This window comes from Novipirellula methanifontis, from assembly GCF_052161655.1.
Classification (GTDB): domain Bacteria; phylum Planctomycetota; class Planctomycetia; order Pirellulales; family Pirellulaceae; genus Novipirellula.
This window is the reverse complement of the sequence record NZ_CP197418.1, coordinates 1635414-1656137: the sequence shown is the minus strand read 5'-3', so window position 1 is coordinate 1656137 and position 20724 is coordinate 1635414. Positions and strand designations below refer to the sequence as shown.

The 20724-nt window shown below is 54.2% G+C and carries 17 protein-coding genes; 8 read left to right on the top strand and 9 right to left on the bottom strand.

The genetic code is table 11. The annotated features are described in order from the left end of the window. Nucleotides 1-20 precede the first annotated feature (20 nt). The 3 genes from purL to ribA all read right to left on the bottom strand — a co-directional run bounded on the left by purL (nucleotide 21) and on the right by ribA (nucleotide 5342). The gene (gene purL, locus SH528x_RS05830; protein ID WP_442509586.1) at nucleotides 21-2966 is read right to left on the bottom strand and encodes a phosphoribosylformylglycinamidine synthase subunit PurL; all 2946 of its coding nucleotides are present in this window, start codon (nucleotides 2964-2966) and stop codon (nucleotides 21-23) included. Nucleotides 2967-3195: 229 nt separating this feature from the next. Next, nucleotides 3196-4053: a prephenate dehydrogenase gene (locus tag SH528x_RS05825; RefSeq protein ID WP_442509585.1), complete on the bottom strand. Its 858-nt coding sequence runs from the start codon at nucleotides 4051-4053 to the stop codon at nucleotides 3196-3198. Between the two features lie 65 nt (nucleotides 4054-4118). Then, entirely contained in the window at nucleotides 4119-5342 is a 1224-nt protein-coding gene (gene ribA, locus SH528x_RS05820) for a GTP cyclohydrolase II (RefSeq protein WP_442509584.1), read from the bottom strand. A 155-nt stretch (nucleotides 5343-5497) separates the two neighbouring features. Here ribA and SH528x_RS05815 point away from each other — a divergent pair, with 155 nt between their 5' ends. After that, nucleotides 5498-6562 carry an alpha/beta fold hydrolase gene (locus tag SH528x_RS05815; protein ID WP_442509583.1) on the top strand — a complete coding sequence of 355 codons (1065 nt, stop codon included), beginning with the start codon at nucleotides 5498-5500 and terminating at the stop codon, nucleotides 6560-6562. A gap of 70 nt (nucleotides 6563-6632) precedes the next feature. Here the strand turns inward: SH528x_RS05815 and SH528x_RS05810 are convergent, their stop codons facing one another. Next, a complete protein-coding gene (locus SH528x_RS05810) occupies nucleotides 6633-8738 on the bottom strand; it encodes a vWA domain-containing protein (RefSeq protein ID WP_442509582.1) in 2106 nt (701 codons plus the stop codon). 303 nt (nucleotides 8739-9041) lie between these two features. Between SH528x_RS05810 and SH528x_RS05805 the strand changes: the two genes are divergently transcribed. From SH528x_RS05805 to SH528x_RS05790, 4 genes are all read left to right on the top strand, one after another. Continuing rightward, a complete protein-coding gene (locus tag SH528x_RS05805; RefSeq protein ID WP_442509581.1) occupies nucleotides 9042-10007 on the top strand; it encodes a ZIP family metal transporter in 966 nt (321 codons plus the stop codon). A 146-nt stretch (nucleotides 10008-10153) separates the two neighbouring features. Then, nucleotides 10154-11044 carry a hypothetical protein gene (locus SH528x_RS05800; protein WP_442509580.1) on the top strand — a complete coding sequence of 297 codons (891 nt, stop codon included), beginning with the start codon at nucleotides 10154-10156 and terminating at the stop codon, nucleotides 11042-11044. An 80-nt stretch (nucleotides 11045-11124) separates the two neighbouring features. Further along, nucleotides 11125-11937 (top strand): site-2 protease family protein, encoded by an 813-nt coding sequence (locus tag SH528x_RS05795; RefSeq protein ID WP_442509579.1) that lies wholly within the window; start codon nucleotides 11125-11127, stop codon nucleotides 11935-11937. A gap of 419 nt (nucleotides 11938-12356) precedes the next feature. Continuing rightward, nucleotides 12357-12599, top strand: coding sequence for a hypothetical protein (locus SH528x_RS05790; RefSeq protein ID WP_442509578.1), 243 nt, complete (start codon nucleotides 12357-12359; stop codon nucleotides 12597-12599). Between the two features lie 260 nt (nucleotides 12600-12859). On the opposite strand, the gene SH528x_RS05785 is transcribed toward SH528x_RS05790, so the two are convergent. The 4 genes from SH528x_RS05785 to SH528x_RS05770 all read right to left on the bottom strand — a co-directional run bounded on the left by SH528x_RS05785 (nucleotide 12860) and on the right by SH528x_RS05770 (nucleotide 16493). Further along, nucleotides 12860-13954 (bottom strand): Mrp/NBP35 family ATP-binding protein, encoded by a 1095-nt coding sequence (locus SH528x_RS05785; RefSeq protein WP_442509577.1) that lies wholly within the window; start codon nucleotides 13952-13954, stop codon nucleotides 12860-12862. Nucleotides 13955-14064: 110 nt separating this feature from the next. Then, a complete protein-coding gene (locus SH528x_RS05780) occupies nucleotides 14065-14526 on the bottom strand; it encodes a hypothetical protein (protein WP_442509576.1) in 462 nt (153 codons plus the stop codon). Continuing rightward, entirely contained in the window at nucleotides 14523-15965 is a 1443-nt protein-coding gene (locus SH528x_RS05775; RefSeq protein WP_442509575.1) for a helix-turn-helix domain-containing protein, read from the bottom strand. The genes SH528x_RS05780 and SH528x_RS05775 overlap by 4 nt, the downstream gene beginning before the upstream one ends. A 204-nt stretch (nucleotides 15966-16169) precedes the next feature. Further along, entirely contained in the window at nucleotides 16170-16493 is a 324-nt protein-coding gene (locus SH528x_RS05770; protein ID WP_442509574.1) for a calmodulin-binding protein, read from the bottom strand. A gap of 346 nt (nucleotides 16494-16839) precedes the next feature. Here SH528x_RS05770 and SH528x_RS05765 point away from each other — a divergent pair, with 346 nt between their 5' ends. The 3 genes from SH528x_RS05765 to SH528x_RS05755 all read left to right on the top strand — a co-directional run bounded on the left by SH528x_RS05765 (nucleotide 16840) and on the right by SH528x_RS05755 (nucleotide 19750). Next, on the top strand, nucleotides 16840-18321 hold the full coding sequence (locus SH528x_RS05765; protein ID WP_442509573.1) for a hypothetical protein: 1482 nt from the start codon (nucleotides 16840-16842) through the stop codon (nucleotides 18319-18321). Between the two features lie 35 nt (nucleotides 18322-18356). Further along, nucleotides 18357-19034: a DUF3299 domain-containing protein gene (locus tag SH528x_RS05760; RefSeq protein ID WP_442509572.1), complete on the top strand. Its 678-nt coding sequence runs from the start codon at nucleotides 18357-18359 to the stop codon at nucleotides 19032-19034. Nucleotides 19035-19321: 287 nt separating this feature from the next. Beyond that, nucleotides 19322-19750, top strand: a complete 429-nt coding sequence (locus tag SH528x_RS05755; RefSeq protein WP_442509571.1) for a DUF3299 domain-containing protein — start codon at nucleotides 19322-19324, stop codon at nucleotides 19748-19750. Nucleotides 19751-19947: 197 nt separating this feature from the next. Here the strand turns inward: SH528x_RS05755 and SH528x_RS05750 are convergent, their stop codons facing one another. After that, a complete protein-coding gene (locus tag SH528x_RS05750) occupies nucleotides 19948-20139 on the bottom strand; it encodes a hypothetical protein (RefSeq protein ID WP_442509570.1) in 192 nt (63 codons plus the stop codon). Nucleotides 20140-20724: the final 585 nt, after the last annotated feature.

The window sequence follows — 20724 nt, the reverse complement described above, 5'->3', positions numbered from 1 at the left end:
GGTGATGGGGAAGGAAAGGACTACCAATTCAGCGGCTTGAGCCAAGCTGCCTTGGCATCGGCCAGCAAAACGCTTAGCGCAGGTCCGGCATCGGTCATAATCGCCAATTTGCCAGAGTCGTCCATTGTACCAAGCCGTTTCGCGGAAACAGCTGATTTTGCGAACAGCTCGGCAAATGCGTCCGCTTTGTCGCTTGGCACTTCGCATAGGAAGCGGGTATTCGACTCGCTAAACATCACCTCGGTCGCCGAGAGCCCGGATTCTTTGCAGATCGAGTCGATATTCAAGCTCATCCCTAACCCGCCAGCCATCGCCATTTCGGTCGCGGCAACCGCCAAACCACCTTCGCTCAAATCGTGACAGGCGCGAATCATGCGTCCGTTGATTGCTTGATGGACTGCGGCAAAGGTGTTCTTGGCTTGCACCGCGTCGACCGTTGGCACTTGACCGCCATCTAACCCGAGCGAGAGCAACAAGTGCGATCCACCGAGTTCCAACTTCGTGTCACCGACCAAGAAGACGGCATTACCCGCCGTTTTGGCGTCCATCGTGACCGCATTGGAAACATCGTCAATTTGCCCCATCGCACTGATCAGCAAGCTCGGCGGGATCGCGATCGTTTGACGATTGCCGTCAACGTCGTTGTAGCTGAACTCGTTGTTCAAGCTGTCTTTGCCACTGACAAACGGAGTCCCCAGCGTGATCGCCATGTCTTGGCACGCGATCGCGGCGCGGACCAGCGAACCGAGAGTTTCGGAGCGATCGGTGTATCCCCAACAGAAGTTATCGAGGATTGCGACCTTGGCCGGATCGGCGCCAACCGCGACCGCGTTACGCATCGCTTCGTCGATCGCCGAGGTTGCCATGTGAAAAGTGTCAAAGTCACCGTAGTGAGGATTCATGCCACACGAAATCACCAAACCGCGACGACTCTCGAGTCGTGGCTTGACAACCGCCGCGTCGCTTGGACCGTCGCACATCGGACCGACCAACGGTTTGACGACGCTGCCCGCTTGGACTTCGTGATCGTATTGGCGGATGATCCAGTGCTTGCTGGCCACGTTCAGGCTGCCCATGATTTTCAACAGCACGTCGCGATGACCGGCATCATCCAGCGATGGCAACTTGGCAACCGTCGTCGGTGCCGGGTGATAGACGGCGTCGCGAATGATTGGCGGTCGTCCATCGTGCAAAAATTCCATCGACACATCGCCGACGACGTTTCCGTGGTAAGTCAGTTGCAAACGACCGGTCGGAGCAAAACGGCCTAGGATCGCCGCTTCGACTCCTTCACTTTCGCAAAGCTCGCGAAGTTCGTCCCAAGAGTCTTGAGGTACCGACAAGACCATTCGTTCTTGAGCTTCCGAAATCCAAATTTCGGTATAGCTGAGTCCTTCGTATTTCAGCGGCGCCTTTTCGAGCCAAACTTCGGCACCGAGCTTTTCGCCCATCTCGCCCACAGCACTCGAAAAACCACCCGCACCACAATCGGTCACGGCGTTAAACAGGCCGCGATCGCGTGCCTGCATCAAGACATCGAGCACCATCTTTTCGGTGATCGCGTTACCAATTTGCACCGAACCGCCGGAAAGCGATTCCGATTCGCTCGTCAATTCCGCCGAACTGAACGTGGCGCCGTGAATTCCATCGCGTCCGGTACGTCCACCGATCGCCACGATCAAATCGTCGGGCATGACTTCTTTTTCTTCCATCCCGACGGGAATGATGCCGACATTGCCGCAATACACCAATGGATTGCCAAGATAACGACGATCGAAGTAAACCGCACCGTTGACGGTAGGAATGCCCATCCGGTTGCCGTAATCACGCACTCCCGAGACGACGCCTTTCATCACCCGCCGAGGATGCAGCACGCCAGGTGGCAAACCAGTCGGATCAGTGTCCGGCGGTGCAAAACAGAACACGTCGGTATTGCAAACCGGCTTGGCTCCCATTCCAGTTCCCATCGGGTCACGAATGACGCCACCGAGTCCGGTGTTCGCTCCACCGTAGGGCTCCAGTGCAGATGGATGGTTGTGCGTTTCGACTTTGAAACAGACGTGGTACTCGTCATCAAAGGTGACGATGCCCGCATTGTCCTTGAACACGCTGACGCACCAATCGTTGTCGCCAAGTGTTTTGCGAATCGTTTGCGTAGCGGCAAAGATCGTTTCTTTGAGCATGTTCTCGTACTGACGCTCGTCCGCTTCGGGAGTCCCGTCGGCACCGGGGCCGCGATAATGGATGCGACCAGCGAGCGTTTTGTGGCTGCAATGCTCGGACCACGTTTGGGCCACGGTTTCGAGTTCGATGTCGGTCGGATCGCGACCGATCGATTCAAAGTGATCGCGAATCGTCTGCATCTCGACCAGCGTCAGATAGAGCTGGCCTTCTTTGGAAAGAGTTTCAAGTTCCGCATCACTGAGCTTGCGAATTGGAATCGTCTTGAGCTCGAATTGGCCTGCCGAACCGACGTCGAGTTGGTCCATTTCGAGCGGGCCCACCACGACCTGCTCGACCGAGTCATTGGAGAGTGCTCGGCGGCAAATCGCATCGAGCACCGATTCTTCGACATCGCTGATCCAGAATTTACGAAGCGTCCGCACAGCATCGACGTTAAACCCGATGTCCTTGGCCGCCGCAATCGTACTGGCGGCCACCGGGTCCATCACGCCGGGTTTGGGCAGGACGTTGACGAGAGTCAGACTGTCGCCGGGCGGCTCGTTGAGCACGTCTTGGCCGGCAATCGCAACGACCGAGCGTTCGGTAACCGCGTCCACCAGCAGGGTGTTGGCAAGCTGGACTGCCTCGTCATGAGCGAAATCGCCTTGGATCAAAAAGCTGCGGGCACAGTCGACGTCCAAGTTGTCATGCAGCCCAAGTTCGTGAATTTCTTCTTGGGTTCGCAGGGCTTCACGATCGACTTGACCTTCGGCCGGATAAATATCAATTTGCCAAAGCGGCATGGTTGCGTTTCCAGTATTTCAAAATTTCGAAGTGAAGTGTATTCGCTGAAGGGGCAGCGTTGGGATCGTTGTCGAAGTCGACGCCCCCGTTTTTTACGCCAACGGCGCTAAATTCCATAGGCCCCGGGGGCCTCGGTATCGCCGGAAATCCAAGAAGCAATCGCTCGTCCACTCCGCAGATAGCGAAGTTTTGCAGTGCGGTGCCGCGTTTTATCACGCCACAGCCGACTCAAATCGAATCTCGAATCGTTTTTGCCTCTTTTAGCCACCGCAGCAAACTCTCGTCGTCGTGCGAGTGCATCCATTGGCGGACCTCGTCGATCGACTCGGCGAGCCGTCGCAATTGCTGCTCAATCGCGGGCCGATTTTCTTGACAAATCGCCAACCACATCGCGGGATCGCCCGCCGCAACGCGGGTGATATCGGTCCATCCGCTGCCTACCAGATCCGCAGATTGATCACAGACTAATTTGGCCACCGCCGAGGACGCCAAGTGCGGCACGTGGCTGACCGATGCGAGGTGCGTATCGTGATCCTCGGGGCTGAGCGTGACGATCCGTCCGCCGGTGAGCCGCCAAAATTGTTCCGCCCGCTCAAGCAAGCCCGCAGGTGTCTGTTCGCTGGGGGTCAACACGACCACCTTGCCGACGAACAAGTCCGCTGTGGCATGCTCGGCGCCTGTTTTCTCGCTTCCCGCAATCGGATGAGCCGCGACGAATTTGGCGACTGCGGCGGGGCACTGGCTGACCGCATTGACGATCGTTCGTTTGGTGCTGCCGACATCGGTGATCAAACAATCCGGCTTGGTCGCCTGGGCAGCCGCTATCACCATTTGGGCGACCTTGTCCACCGGCGTTGCTACCACGACGACGTCGACGTCGCTACACGCCTGTTCGATCGATTCGGTGACCGAATCGACGACTCCTTGCTCGACCCACCGCTGGCCTTTTTCAGCACAGCGAACGATGCCAACGACATGCACGGAGGGGACCGATTGCCGGATCGCCCGAGCCACGCTGCCGCCAAGCAGCCCCACGCCAAGAATCGCGACACGAGCGGGCCTAAATTCCGAGAGGGAGTCTTTCATCGGGGAGCTTTTCGACTTCGTCGTGTCGGATCTAATAGAAAGAAGTAACCTGGCGTCGCGACGCCTTATAGGTTCGGCAACTTGTGACCGAGCTTTTCGCGTTTGGTGCTGAGATACTTTTGGTTGTGCTCGTTCACCGCCGATACGATCGGAACTTGATCAACCACACGCAGATCGAAACCACGCAGGTTGAATGCTTCGGTCTTTTTCGGGTTATTGGTCAACAAGCGAACTTCGCTCAGCCCCAGGTCCTTCAAGATTTGCAAACCGATTCCATAGTCACGCATGTCGGCCTTGAAACCGAGCGCGTGATTGGCTTCGACGGTGTCCATGCCGTTGTCTTGCAACGCGTAAGCCCGAATTTTCTGAGCCAATCCGATCCCACGTCCCTCCTGAGGCAAATAAACCAAGGTGCCTCGGCCTTCTTTGCTGATCGTTTCGAGAGCCATCTGCAATTGGTCACCACAATCGCAACGCAGCGATGAGATCAAGTCACCGGTAAAACAGCTGCTGTGCATCCGCACCAACGGCGCCTCGGCGGTGCTATCTTTGTCATCACCCAACTCGCCGTAGACCAATGCGATTGGTTGCTGGTCTTCGTATTGAACCGAGTAGACGATGATTTTAAAGTTGCCGTATTTGGTCGGCAATTCCGCCTCGGCGGCTCGGCTGATCAGTTTTTCGCTGACACGTCGATGGGCGATCAACTGCTCGATGCTGATGATTTTCAAATTATGTTTCTGGGCGATCGCCGAGAGCGAATCACGCGAGGCGCGGTCCCCGGTTTCGTCGAGCACTTCGCAAAGCACCCCGGCGGGCTGCAAACCAGCCATGCGGGCCAGATCGACCGACGCTTCGGTGTGTCCGGCACGGCGAAGCACGCCCCCCTCTTTGGCCAACAACGGGTAGACGTGTCCAGGACGGACAAATTCGTTGGCCACACAATCTTCGGCAGTCATGCGAAGGATTGTTTCGCTTTTTTCGCGTGCTGTGATCCCCGTTCTCGCGGTACGGATATCGACGGGGGTCATAAAGGCTGTTTTCAGTGGAGCATCGTTCAGTGCAACGATCGGCGCGAGCTCGAGTCGCTTACAGACTTCGGGCAGCACCGAAACGCACAATTGGCCGCGGCCGGAGAGCATGAAATTGACGGTTTCCGGCGTCGCTTTTTCAGCAGCACAGATAAAATCGCCTTCATTTTCGCGATCTTCCGCATCCACGACGATCACAACTTCGCCTCGGCGAATGGCTTCTACCGCTTCGGGAACGGTGTTTAGCTCGATGGCCATATTGAACTTTGTACGAGTAAGACGACTAAACAGGGTCGACAAGGAACGTATTATACGATTGTCAACGCAACGCTCCCACCGCCCCATTTTCTTGGTTGGACGGAATTTTCGCGACCGCGAGGATTCGATTGCACTCGGCGTTTAAAGGATTTTTGATGCATCATTTTGACAGTTTCGCGACACTCTGTCGCCGCTTCACAACAAACGCCTCCGCACGGCTCGGCTGGGCATGTACCGCGATCGTTGCTCTGGCCGCCACCAGCCCGCTGACGGCCGCCCCCCCCACTAAAGTTGCCGAACAAGCTGGCGAAGAAGTTACCGAACAAGACAAATCGACATCCCAACCGGCCACAATTCCATCCGATCCGTTGAGCGACGGATCGACTTCGGCGGCCAAGTCCACGGCACCGCGGACGTTTGTGAACCAACAATACAGTCAGCGGGCGGATCGAACGGGGCTTTGTGACGTCATGCTTCCCGCCGGCGAAGACACGCCCCCCGGCGGCTTCCCCACCGTGTTGATCGTACACGGCGGCGCATGGATGAGCGGCGATAAATGGACCATTGAAGGCTACGCACGCTTTTTGGCCGAACATGGTTACGCCACGATTAACATGAATTACCGTCTGGCTCCTCGCTACAAATTCCCCTCGCAAGTCGATGATGTTCGCGAGGCGTTGGTCTGGGCCAAAGAGAATGCCACTCGCTTTTCACTGGACCTCCGTCGCATCGGACTGTTTGGCTATTCCGCTGGTGGCCATTTGTCGTTGTTGGTTTCGGTGCTCAACGACGAACCGATGGAAACCAAACTGGCGTCGAGCGAGTGGCCCGCCGATGATGAGCGTTGGCAGAAGCTGCCGGCGATCCAAGCGGTTTGTGTCGGAGGCCCTCCCTGCGACTTTCGCGACCTGCCACTCGAGAATACCGGATTGGCGTACTTTCTCGGAGGATCCCGCAGTGAAAAACCCAGTGTCTACGAAGCGGCCTCGCCGACGGCGCACGTCTCCGCCGAGGATCCACCGGTTCATCTAATCCATGGGGAAGTCGACTCGATCGTGCCGATTCAAAACAGTCTGTTGTTTCGCGAGCGAGCCAAAGCGGTGGGGATCCTCTGTGACTTGACCACCATCCCAGGACAAGGCCATTTGATCACGTTCTTGAACCCTCAAACGAGCAAGGCGATGATCGAATTTTTCGACAAAGTGTTGTCGCAACCATAGCCGTATTTGGTAGTGGATCTTGCTAAAGATCCTTCAAGTGGGAGCTCTAGCAAGATCCACTACGGGGCCGCTATAAACGGGGAAACGAAAACGACGACCCGGACGACGATTTCGTTGAGTAACCGGGGCCACCGGGTCGCCGCGGGGGCGGTGGTGGAGGAAGGGGAATGACCGCAGGCTGGATCCGCAATCCGACCGGAATATCGAGTTCCCACTGAGCCAGATAGGCCCACGGAGTGCCGGGATGTTCTTTGATGCATTTGTCTAGGGAATGGATTGCCGAATCGACCAAATACCTTGACTCGGACGATCGCAATTGAGCATCGGGCAGCAACGTGACCTCGTTCGCCTCCAGTGACAATGACTGATTCACATTCTGTGTCGCTGCCAAGTACTCGAGATAACGTGCTTGCATGGCATACACGCGTCCTTTGGTTAAATCGAACGAAGCTTGCCACCGCGGAGAGTCTTCATCTTGCCACGGGACCGATGAATCCTCCAAACGCACGATCAGTGACTGCAACACCTCACTCGCTTTTTCAATCCGAGTACGCTCGATTCGCAACACACGTGAAAGCTGATTGCGAAAATTAGCTGGCACGACGTAAGGATGCAGAATCGGGTAAGGATACACAGGAGCACGTCCGCCAAGAAACGTCATCCGTGGTGGCACAAAAAGATCGGCTTGCTGGTAGCTAATCGTCGCAGCATCGACCACGAATTGTCGCACTGGATATTCTCGCAGTGAATTCACGTATTGATTGACCGAAGCATAATCCGGCAAATAGTCATTGCGATTGGCCCATTGATCAACAACACTGCGGCTGGCGTCTTCGTCCAGCATCGTGAACGAGCCACCGGTTTGTAGTGCCAACCGCGTCAAGGCAAACGGTCCAAACCCCGAGTGCAATCGCTCGCGATACGGACCGCCGTACCACGGCGTGTTTGCTGCCACACTGGCGCCGGATTGTTGCCATAGCGGCAACGCGGACTCGTGCCAATACGGAACGAGAAAGCGTTCGGGTAGCGATGTTTCGGGACCTTTCTTGACCGGCAACCAAAACGCGTACTCGCGACCGCCGCTAGGGATTTGACACAGTTGCGATCCACGCTCGCACCCCATCACCGCATTGGGACCGATCACGTGCACCGCGACTCCGGCGCTGCGGCAATACTCGATTGTGTCTTCGAGCCGCAGCGTGTCATCGCCTGATTCATCCGTCAGGATGACGATCATGATGCGTTCTTGGCGTTTGCGTTGTTCGCGGTACAACTGAACCGCTTGCGTGACCGCCGACATCACATTTTCGTCTCCGGTGGTGTCGATCGGAACTTTTGCCATCGCCGAAATCGCGCGAGCCCCAACGTGAGTGGGCCGCAAGATCTCTCGCCAATTTTGTCCGAACGCGATCACGCTGCTGAACAACGTGCTTTCATTCTCATCTTTGTCGCGTCGTTTGGTATTGAACGCCTCGATCGACTTGTAAAACGATTCCGCATGCACCGCCATCTGGCTTCGCTTTTGCGTCAAACTCGCCGAAGCGTCAAAAAGCCACACGATCAAGGTGTCGCCCTGGTCGAGTTCGCTACGAATGGCTCCGGTTACAACATCGCCTGCTGCGCCAATGCCAGCGGCGGATAGCAATTTGTCAGTGCCTGAGGGGTCACGCGTTAGATTCGATAGCTTCTTTTTCGCGTCAGTGCTGCGGAGTTCTTCGCCCCACACATTCTTTCGGTTAAACATTTCCATGGACGCTAACGACGCCGAGGAAAAATCATTCGCATCGAGGGCATCAAGTGGCGATGGATTCGCCTGTGAATCAAGACTGGTTGCCACGGGCTGCTCAAGAGCCGCCTCGCTGGTCGCCGTGGGGTCGCGTGTTGGACCGTACGAAGTGACTGCGGCGACCGAGAAATCGGCCATTGCTGATTCGCTGCCGGGAAATGCGGCCGTAATCAGATGGCCAGAATCTTTCCCCAAGCTGTCTAGCACCCAAAGTCCCAAACCCACGATCAACAGCGTGTGCAGACCAATGGATGTGAACCAAGGCTTCAGCGTCCTAAGCTGCGGCACAAGTCTAGCGACCAGCGGCAATGAGTGATCCGAAAGCTGCGGCCGTTCATCAGCAGCAAGAAAATCTAACGATTGGCTAGACCGTATGGGGGGCGAATTCAATTACCTGCCTCAATCGATTGCGGGTCAAAAATCCACGAACCTAACGTCGTGCCCCAATTTATTATCACCTTTTGCCCTGCGTGAGGGCAAGTCATCGGCCTCTTTTCCGGGCGGGCGAAAGGCAACACTTGTGATCCTGCACAGGGTTAAGCATAGCGACATTAGGTTCCTATTCGGAACATTTCACGCAGAAAATTGCGGCGAGCTGGTCGGCACCGCGACTTGCGGGACCAGGGCAAAAGCGTACGCTTTGTGGCATTCCTTCCTCACCGCGTGCAACTTTCGACGGCAAATTTACGACTTATGACAGGCTCTTTACTGGCGGTTTACTGCATTTTGATCATTGCCGGATCGGTAACGGGAGGATGGCTGCCTGCGATTATGCGGATGACGCACCTGCGCACTCAATTGCTGATGAGTTTTGTGGCAGGTTTGATGTTGGGCATTGCGATGCTGCATATGCTGCCTCACGCGTTTCACCTGATGCAATCGGCCGCCATGACAGGCGGCGCGGCTTTAGCCGGCATCATTGCAATGTTTATTTTGCTTCGCGCCTTTCACACCCATGCTCACGGGGCGATCGAAACGCCTGGTGGATTGGGCCCCGAGGAAGAAACCGACGGACATGGGCATGATCACAGCCACGATCACTCGCACGATCATGATCACGCACATTCACATGACCACTCGCACGATCATGGCTCCCACGGCAAACACACGCACACCAAGGACATTGGCTGGCTCGGCATGCTGCTGGGACTCGGGTTGCACACGTTGATGGACGGCGTGGCGCTTGCCGCCAGCGTGACAGCGGAATCGCACCACAGTCCCTGGCTGGGACTGGCTGGACTAGGGACGTTTCTCGCCGTGGTACTGCACAAACCGTTGGACGCGTTTGCGATCACTTCGGTCATGAAAAAAGGCGGCTGGACGCCAACGCAGCAGAGTCTGGTCAACTTGACCTTCTCGCTGGCGTGTCCGATTGGTGCGATCGCGTTTTATGTCGGTGCAAATCAACTTTCCACCGATGGAACGGTATTGGGCTGGGGATTGGCAATCTCAGCTGGCTTTTTTATCTGCATTTCCTTGGCAGACTTATTGCCTGAAGTCGCGTTTCATGACCATGACCGATTGAAATTGACCACAGCCCTGCTGTTCGGTGTTGCCCTTGCCATTGGAATCGAAAGTTTACCGGGACACAGCCACACCCCCGCCGTGCCCACATCGAATGTCGAGAATCCGCCGTTCATCGAAAACGCTCAGCCCTAATGTTTTGTTCCGATTGAGAGAAGGTTTCGGTATTGTTAGCCGCGGTTATTACCAAAGCGGCTCGCTCTAAAATCAAATCTGGACTCAATCCGAGTGAAGATTGCGACGAAACGTGTCCTGTTTCCTCATGCCCCAAGGACCTAAACGTGCAAATGTTGACCGACTGGCTTTCGAGTCTCCAGTGGGAGCGATTGCTCCCCGAATTAATTGGCAAAGCCCTTGGCTTTCTGAGTGGTTTTGCGGCAAGTTGGTTTCTGCTGTTTCGACGTCGGCTCAATGCACTGCAGCGTATGCAGTCGGGCGATTCCGATGACTTCATCTTTCAAATGCATCACCTAAGTCCCGTTGCGGACAATCCCGACAAGGTGGTGCTGCTATTTCGCAATGTTGCTCCCAAGACCACATTGAATGATCTGTACGACAACATTGCCGTACGAGACGTACTCAAAAAAATTGCAGAACAAACGACGCTCGAGGATCCCATTCTCAAAACAGAGGGGACTCTTGGATTTGAACTGCTCAACGATGCCGTGGGGCATATCGCAGGCCTGTTGGCCACCACGCCGTTTCCACGCAAACCATGGCTGTTTGTGATGACATGCGAGGATCGCCAAGCGGTACGCAAGAAGTGCATCCGTTGCTTCTTGATCCAGCCAGTGGATCTGGAGAAGTTTTTCGATTGGAAGTGGTGTCAACAAAACGTGTTAGTCGAAAAACCATGGCATTGGTTTCGTGTGGTGGCACTGCACCGCATCGCGTGTGCTTGGAAAGCCGAGCAACAGATCGCGATGGAGGATTCCAAGCGGTCAAACGAAAAGGACATGCCTTTGGTCGATAAACAAGTCCGTCACGACCGCGTACGCGTGCTGTCACTCGGCTTGAACGAAGATGAGATCCCCGTAGGCGAACCACACCGAATCGCGTGGCAGAGCCATCTGGCAAGCCTCGAGGCAATGGGACTACAACTGACGGCGGCGTCTTCTGAAACAATCGTCGAAGCCGGTCCCAGCGAAACGCCTCAAGATGCCGCACACTGAGGCAAGCTGTTAGACTTGCCGCATCGCTTGTCTCACTTGTTTGAATTCTCGTTGTCCATTCACTCCACACTGCAGATTTGATGCTTCAAGATCCCCCGGTATCCGATTACGACATCCATTTCGAGCTGTTTGGATTTAAGGTCCGAATTGCCTGGTCGTTTTGGGTTGGTGCGTTGATTTTTGGATTTTACTTGGTCCGCGGCGTCAACGTTATGTTCATTAATTCGGGCGATGGAGGCCCGGGACAACTGCCTCTGCTGGTGCTCTGGTCGCTGTGCATGTTGGTATCGATTTTGATCCACGAATTGGGGCATGCTTTTGCCTTTCGTCAATTTGGAATCCAGTCTTCGATCGTGCTGTATCACTTCGGTGGCCTTGCGATTCCAACGAGCTCGTTTGGCATGGGGCGATCAGCAGGAGCGTTATCCGAGAAGCAAAATTTATGGGTCGCTCTTGCCGGTCCGCTTGCTCAAATCGTGTCTGCATTCTTGTTAGTCGGCGGTTTGAAGGTCGCTGGTTTTCGAGTCGAAGCTCTCGCGATTATCGACAGTGTTGTGCCCCTTGGATTGGCAAAAATCCCTGGTGTGATGGACGGAGATCCGATCACAAGTCACGGTTTGTATGCGATTGTTTTGTTTTACATTTTCCCAAGTGTCTTGTGGGCGCTGTTAAATTTGGTGCCGGTATGGCCACTTGATGGTGGCCGGATCATGAACTCACTCGTGTTGATCAATGGTGGACATCGAGAGCAAGCACTGTGGGTCAGTGTGATCAGTGCAGGATTGTTAACGTTGTATGCCTTTAAGAATCACCAAACGTTTATGGGCATCTTGTTTTTGTCATTAGCGTTTAGCAATTACCAAATGTTGCAACAGACGGGGCGTTGGCGCTAAATCATTTGCAAATTCTGGTCGTAACGCACAACTTTTTTTACAGTCCGCTTCACTGCGATACCGAAGTTGAATTTCAATCACGTGTAAACGCATAAACGTAGTGTATCCAAGATAATTTGATGCATTTCAAGTCGTTGATGACTCAAGCGGATACGACGAAATCAAGTTCACGTAACAAAAAAAATTTTAACCGCAAGCACTTTTTTCATGAAAAAGATGTTGCGGAATTCTCAGAAGCGCGTACAGTTACGCGCAGTTTCTAAACGGTTGAAAGCAAGAGCAATATTGATGTGGATCATCAACGCTCTGAGATTCAACTTCCAATCACGATTGGTGAGCCGTGGCCGGTGACTTTTAGAACGCTGTTTTAATAAAGTCACAAGGACTCACTGACGTGCCCTTTCTCGCGGAGGAAGAACGTGGCCAAGAAAAAAGCAACCAAGAAAAAAGTTACTAAGAAGGCAGCACCTAAGAAGGCTGCAAAGAAAGTAACGAAGAAGAAGGTTACTAAGAAGGCAGCTCCAAAGAAGGCTGCTAAGAAAGCAACCAAGAAGAAGGCTACTAAGAAAGCAGCTCCAAAGAAGGCTGCTAAGAAAGTAACCAAGAAGAAGGCGACCAAGAAAAAAGCGACTAAGAAGAAAGCCGCTAAAAAGCGTCGCTAACCTTCAAGACAATTCTTCTCTTCAGAGAAGAACTCAAGTTAAAAAAGCCGCGTCGGAGTTTGATCTCTGATGCGGCTTTTTTCGTTTTAAAATCGAAAAACGTGCCAATTTGGCAGTTTCTCTCTACAACAGCGATTCTTCAAAGCCTGCGATTTCGCAAGAGCATTTTGACAAATGACGCGGGATTCGTGCTGTAGCCACGTTCGCCAGAACGTGGCCCACGAACTGGCGTCGGTAGCTACAGCAAAAGTGAAAATGCCTTAGAGTGTCGGCAAACTTGGCTTCGGTGGATTCGCGGCCGCTTTGGAAACGAGTGTTCGCACCATTGCTTTTGCGGTTGCTTCGATCGGAGTTCGAGCTCGTGGATTTTCAGCGAGCACGTTGGCAAGCCGACCTTCGTCACCGCCAGTTCGCAGATCAATATCGATCGGCAACGCTCCCAAAAACGGAACGTTCAACTCTTCCGCTTTCGCTCTCGCGCCACCACGACCAAAGATGTCGTATGTTTTGCCACAATCGGGACACATAAACCCGCTCATGTTTTCCACCATTCCCAAAATGGGAATATTCACCTTGCGAAACATGCTAATCGCCTTAATTGCATCAAGCAGAGCGACTTCTTGCGGCGTACATACGACGACACTGCCCGCCACTGGCAACGCTTGCGACAGCGTCAGGGCCACGTCACCGGTTCCCGGTGGCATGTCGATGACGAGATAGTCAAGTTCACCCCAATTCGTGTCGCCTAAGAACTGGTTGATCGATCCATGCAACATCGGACCACGCCAGATCACAGCTTGATCAGGCTCGACAAGAAAGCCCATCGAGATCACTGGCATCGGGGGAAGCCCGCTGTCGTCTTGAAACATTATGGGCTCGATCTTCTTTTCCGCATTGACGGCGGGGCGTCCCGACAATCCGAGCAGATGCGGGATGCTGGGGCCATACACATCGGCGTCCATCAATCCAACGCGACTGCCAAGTTGCCGCAGCGTGAGTGCGATCGAAGCGGCGACGGTGCTTTTGCCAACACCACCTTTGCCGCTACCCACTACGATCACGCTTTTGACGCGTATACCAATTTGGCCCAGACGTGCCGGAGGCCGCTCGTGATCAACGATTTCGACATTGACTTGGGTTCCTGGTACCGCAGCGACGACCTTTGACTGGATTGCATCCGCAATTTCATCCGCGACCGGTCTTGAGTGCGATGTCAATCCGAGCGTGATCGTGGCGGTGTTGCCTTCGACTTGAATCTCCTTGATTTGCCCCATCGAGCCGATTGGACGCCCGGTTTCAGGATCAGGAAACGATTCAATCGCGGCGCGAACAGAGTCAGTATTCAAAGCGGACATGGATATCGATTCAGCGAAATTGAGAGTGGTAAAGAGACGGATCTGAATTAGAAAGCCTGACCGCAATTCGCCGCTCTGACAAGGTCGGTAGCAGTTTCAGTCCGGCGGTTTCACCCCAAAGAGGCCGTTGCGAGAAACGCACGCTGGTTGATGGTCCGAGCCACATTCTGAAGAGCTTCTGGATCTGGCAGCATGATCGAGACGCCCAACTCGGAAATGACCGTCCGTATCGATCCCGGAATCCGAGTGAGGCCAGCGAGTTGAATCACCGTGGGAAACGCCAACCGCAATTGCGTGATGACACGGCACTGTCCCGCAATCGACTGAGGTGTCAGCTCCCACAGTACAATCATGGGGATTCGACGGGGCGGGCCAAGCTTGGCCATACGATTTCCAGCAATGCGGTTGGGAATGTCAGCTGCCTCACAAGAAATCACAGCCGGTATCCATGGATCGCTCAAATCTTCGGGACTGAAACGACGAGCCGCATCGGCCCATCGGCTGCCCTGTTCACAAACGAGCCAAGTGACATCGTTGGACGGCTCAAGCAATTGGCTTGCGATCGTTTTCATGCATCTTCACCTTGCGACGGTGAAGAAGACTTGGGGGAACGCGGTGACGATTTCGTCGAGTCTGAATCGACCGCATCGATGCGTCGCAGCAATCGCGACCTTGTGATGCCCAGCAGCCTGGCTGCGGCAGCACGATTCCCATCGCTGGCCTCCACCGCACTTTTAATCATCTTCAGCTCAAACGCTTCAAGCATCTCGTCCAGCGAAACACTCTGCACCTTCCGCCGCGACAACGTGTCACCAGGACGAAAGGAACGAATCGCAAGCGGAAAGTTCTCGGGGCCGATCGAATCGCGAGTTGCACTGCGCACCGCATGTCGCATCGCCGCATCAAGCTCTTCGAAATTGTTAGGCCAAGGATAAATCACCAATGCGTCGATCGCTGCACGACTGAGTCGTTCACCAACTCCATCTCCGGCAGCGTGATGTGCGTCCACTAGCGCGGCAGCTAACAAAGGTATGTCTTCCACGCGAGTCGCCAAGGGCTCGATTGTCACGGTCAGGGATGCCAACAGATCCGCAATCGCTGCATCGAGTTGTCGCTCGGGTCGTTTGATCCCCATCACGTCGTCATGCGTATCGACATCCGCCGAAGCATGAAGCATAGCGTGATCACGACACAGCCCGAGCAACCGCAACCGGTCATTGAACGTGCCAATCAGCTGAACAAGATGTCGTTGTGCGTCCAGCGGCATCTCGTCCAAACCACGCACTAAAACAGTGGCTTTTGCATCGGCGGAATTCGCAAGTTGATTGACCGCCGGAACGATCGATGCATCGAGCAACTCGGGATCCATTAACGGGCCATCGACGATTGCGATGGCTTCGCGAGGTGCAGATTGCTGATGAATTCGCTGGGCAATCGATTCGTAACTGCAGCCCGGTGGACCAAAAAATCCGATATGGGTTCGCACGGTCGCCGCGACTTGAATCCTCGCCCGCATTCGTTTTGCCGACGAAGACACACCTGCGGTTGCGACCGTTGCGATCGAAGCGTGTCTTTTTCGCCAAGCGTCGAGTTGCTGACGGACGATCGCCGCGTCGGCAATCTCCTCATCAGGAACACGGTCGCTGAACCGGCCACCGATCGCGATCGTTAACCCTGATTCGTCGGAACCGATACGGACAAAGCGAACATCAATCGGCTCAATGCGATGCTTTGCATCACCAACGGGCTGAACACGTAGCGAAGCGGTCCCACGGTGTTTCAGCCCAGGGGGCGGCGAGAGCGTTGCCGCCAGAAGATTGAGTGGGTCGTTGGAAACCGGACTGCCTGCGACCGCACGACGCTGCAAGAGTCGCTCGACGTCCACGCCGAGCCATCGCGCGGTTGCCGCCGAAAGATAAACCAGTTTGCCAGCGTTATCGATTGCCCAAACCGGTGCGTCCGAAGCATCCAGCAGACGCATCAGATTCCGGATCTTTGTGCCTGCGGTCATGGATTGCGTCTGCTTGGGATTCGCACTTGAGTAACCGGGATTGGCGACTCTCGAAAAAAATCACCGCTGCGATGCGATTAGTAAGTGAGCCGACGGCGCTAGCCGCGGGCATGTTTCCTGCAGTATTGACGGGCCCGCGGCTAGCGCCGTCGGCTCACAAAAGGATCGACGCTTCACCGGCTTATACCGAACGACCTGCTTAGCCTAGAACACGTCTAGGATAAAGTGATGACCTTGATGGAAGCGGCGACTGCTAGGGTAATAGTTGTGCCACTTCTTGTTGTACACTGGAATCCGCATTTCTTGGGGATAACGGTGGTACAAACTGTCACTGCTCTGGAAATATTCCTGGCTGTAAAAGTTTTGTGGGTAATAGACGTATGGGTAGTGATAGAACCGATTCCAATCGTGGGAACCGGCCGCTCCACCCCAATTTTGACCATAAGCGCGCTGTTCTGCCGAAGCCGTATCGGCCAAAGCACAACAACTGCAAACCAAGACAGCAGCAAACAATAAATGGCGGAGCATCCGGGGCTCTCCCTCTGGGGGGCGACAATTTGAGGGCCGGAAGTGGCCCATTGGGTGACTCGCAAACATGCGTACCGTCACTATCGGCACATCTGGTATCATCGGTTGAGTCGTTTTGGTTTACGATTTAGACAACAAATTTTGCCACAACGCTTCCTTCCCCTCCCCCACGACTTCACCACCCTCCTACCATCCACCTAAGATTACGCATCCTGCGTCATTCCTAACATGATCTGATTCGGAATTCACCGCGATTTCGAGACAAAATTCGAATGATTGCTATACTGGATGATTAATAGAGTGGGACGTCATCCCTTCGTTTATCCTTTACAACCTGGTTCAACGTATGTCGTTTTCTCGATTTACCACGCCCTTGCTCGTTGTCGCACTGACCGTGACGAGTTTTGTTGGCAATACAACTCTGGCCTGCCCGTTCTGTAACGCGGTTTCGCAAACGCTACGTCAAGAGATGGCAGTGATGGATGCTGTTGTGATCGCGACGGCCGTCGACCGCGAAAATGCTCGAAATGAAGAAACGGGCGAAGTGCTAATGCGAGTCGAAAAAGTGCTCAAAGGAGACGCCCTCGTCAAAGTAGGACAAGAGGTCAATGCAATCTATTACGGCGACGTCAAATCGGGCCGCACGTTTATGCTCTCTGGCGTTGACCCACCCAAAATGCAGTGGTCTTGCCTGCCGCTGAGCCCGCGAGCGGAAAACTATCTGTTGAAAGTCACGAAATTACCCGAAGACGACGTCGCTCGACTTCGCTTCTATTACGATTTCTTGCAAGACGAAGAAACGATGCTTTCGCGTGACGCTTACGACGAATTCGCGATTGCACCGTATTCCGCAGTCAAACAACTCGCACCGGAAATTGACCACAAGGCGTTGGTCAGCTGGATTAACGATCCGGAAGCCACCGTCGATCGCCGCCGCTTGTATCTGACCATGCTAGGGGTTTGTGGCGACGAAAAAGACTTGCCAATGCTGGAAGAACAGCTTCGCAGCACTCAGAAGAGCACACGCAGCGGACTCGATGCTTTGGTGGCTTGCTATCTAACGCTTTCCGGGGAAAAGGGACTCGCACTGGTCGACGAACTGTTCCTGAAGAACAACAAAGCCCCCTACGCGGATACCTATGCTGCGATCATGGCGATCCGCTTCCATGGCACCGAGGGAGATGTGATCGCGCGAAGTGCGCTCGTTGAATCGCTACATCATGTGCTCGATCGCAAAGATCTTGCGGATCTCGTCATCCCCGACTTGGCTCGTTGGAGCGATTGGAGCCAGATCGACAAGATGAAGGAGCTGTTTCTCGACGCAGACCCCGATAATAACTGGGTTCGCGTTCCCGTAGTGAACTACTTGCGAGCCTGTCCGCTGCCCGAAGCGACCGAGGCTTTGAAGGAACTTGAGAAGGTCGATCCCGAAAGTGTCAAACGGGCGAATACTTTTTTCTCGATTCCTGTGCCTGCCAAAGAGACTACCAAACCGAGTACTTCGGTCATTCCCAGTGCGGATGAGTCGCGGATTGCGAGTGCGGCCCTGAGCACTCCGAATTCCTCGGCTGCTGCGGATTCTCCAGAAGTCGCTCGTGTTGACCGCAGATCGATCAACGACAACAGACCCGCTTTGGGGACTCTAACTGCCGCTAACACGCCGTTTGCCGCAGCTCCGCTAGCATCGAAGGCGAGCACCACGCCAGCGAACCCTTGGCGGTTGGCTTACGTAGTTTCACTGGCGCTGTCGACCATCATGATCGGCCAGTTCCTGTTGCTCTCAGGCGGTCCTGCCCCCGTGCCGGTTCCCGTGCAAGAGCGTGAATAAGCTCCCGCGACTTCGATCAAGGCACTATTACCCCTATGTCAGCTGAACTTCAAATGTCATCGTCAAGCGATGCGGTTGAATTCCCGTACCGAGCGGTCAGTCGGGCGGCAATCGCTTCGGTGGTTTTCTTTGTTCTCGCTTTCCCCGGGTTGATCCCCACCTTCTCGCCGTTGTTAATTTTGACTGCGGTGGGGCTTGCCGCCGGGCTCGTGGGTTTACGAGCGATCAAACAGTTCCCGGATGAATACAGCGGGCTAGCATTGGCCAAATTCGGAGTGATCGCAAATGCATTGCTCTTGATCGGCGGTATCGGGCTGCACACTTACATCTACCTGACCGAAGTTCCCGACGGTTATACGCGGATTCCGTTTTATGAACTGCAGCAGCCTTCCGGAATGCCCGACATTCCCACTCGATTTGCCTACGATATCGATGGTGACAAAGTCTTTCTGAAAGGCTATATCCATCCTGCATCCGGTGGTGGTGCCCTTCGCCAATTTATCTTGGTTCCCGACCTCGGAACCTGTTGTTTCGGTGGCCAGCCCAAGAGCAGTGACATGATCGAAGTCACGGTGACCAACGGGAAAAACGTTAAAGCAGGGCTGACAAAACGAAAGCTAGCAGGCAAATTCCAGCTCAATCGTGCTCCCCAGAAGCTAACCGACTTTGACAACAACATCTTCTATCGAATAAAAGCGGACCAAGTCCGCTGATGATGGCCATGATTGGGTTGCTCACCGCACCCCACTTCACAGAGGTGGGCGAGCCAATCACAAATCCAGCAGCACCTCAACCGCCTCCCTTCCCCCATTCGTGGGGCAATCCCTTCCAACGACGATCTAATATGCCTTGGTCCAAGATCTCCCTCGCTTTTCTGCTGCTGACGATCCCGGCAACTGCCTGTATCTCTTTAATAGCCCGCGCAGATTCGCCCAAAACGGAGCCTGTATCGTCGGAAACTACGGCTGCAAAGGTAGACGACAGGACCAAGGGCGTCGTCGTGCGTAAGAGCAGCGATGCTTCGATCGCTAAGGGAGACATCACTTTTGACGACTTGAAATTCAACATCGAAAAGGATGCGACGTTTGAGAAAAGTGCGCTGAGCGATGACGTCAAACGACTCGATGGCATCAAAGTCAAACTTCGCGGCTATATATTGCCCAGCACGCTGTTCAAAGACACTGACATCGATCAATTCGTGCTGGTACGTGACAACCAAGAATGCTGTTTCGGCCCCGGTGCAGCACTGTTCGATTGCGTCATCGTCGAGATGCTACCTGGCCGCACGACCGACTTTGTGACCCGTCCGGTCACGGTCGAGGGCAAGTTCAAGATTGATACGGAGAAGTATAAATATCCCGGCGGCAAAGGGCCTAAAGGAGCCAGCCATTTCGCGATCTTCAAGATCGAAGGAATGAACGTCAAATAGTGACGAAACGTCGAGGAATTAAGCAGGTAGGAAGGAATCATTGGGTGAAATCCCGTTAGGTTCAGCGCCGGAACCGAGGCTAGCGCCAAAACGGCCAACTTACTGAAAGACTGCTGTCTAACTGCTTATGTCGATCATTGCATGAGCCAGCCAGCGCGGCACAGAGTTACCGCGCGAACGCCATCCGCATAACGCTCCTAGCCGCGTAGGTTATGACACACCGAGCGAGGTGATTCAAAATCGCCGAGGCGTACTTCAAGCTCCTTCAGCTGGTCGCTTACCCATTGACCGAAAACATCGGTCGACTCAGGCGAGATTATCGCCGAGAGTGCGTCCCAACGCTCGTCACTCGGATTCGGTGAAGTTTTTAAGTCGCTTGATGTAGTCATCGGGATGATCTCCTGTGCGTTGCGATCCAACGCACAAATTGATTAGATAAACAGGCGGAGACGATATACAAACATTACGTTGTGTTTCGCTGTTTAGGTCAACGAATAATGACTTAGACAGCCTTTTCAGTTCTAGGTTCACCGCAACTGGTATGCCAATTGGCGTAGCTCACCCAGTCTTCGCGGCGTAACTCACTCAAAACAAACGGGTTAGGGAAAAACTCAAATTTTGAGTCGAAAAATGGAAATGTCATTAATGTGATGACGCAGTGTCGCGATATGTCATCTGGGCATGTTTCCCATCAGTTAATGTCGGCAAAACTAACGTCACGAGCCAATAATAATCCAATCCCCGTCATTAGCGAAGGTGGATCCGTCACGTTTACGATTAGTTTTCTATAGTTTAAAGACCGCGATGTTGACGCAGCGCAACACCCCAGTGTGGCAAAAATGCCCGAACGAGGGCAAATGCCGCACTTGGTCGCCCTACTTTTCGGCAGTCCTGGGTGAGAGATTTCCAATCATCCAGTCGACTTGCAATACGTCTTAAATCCGATTAATTCGCCGTGGTAACGGACTAACGTT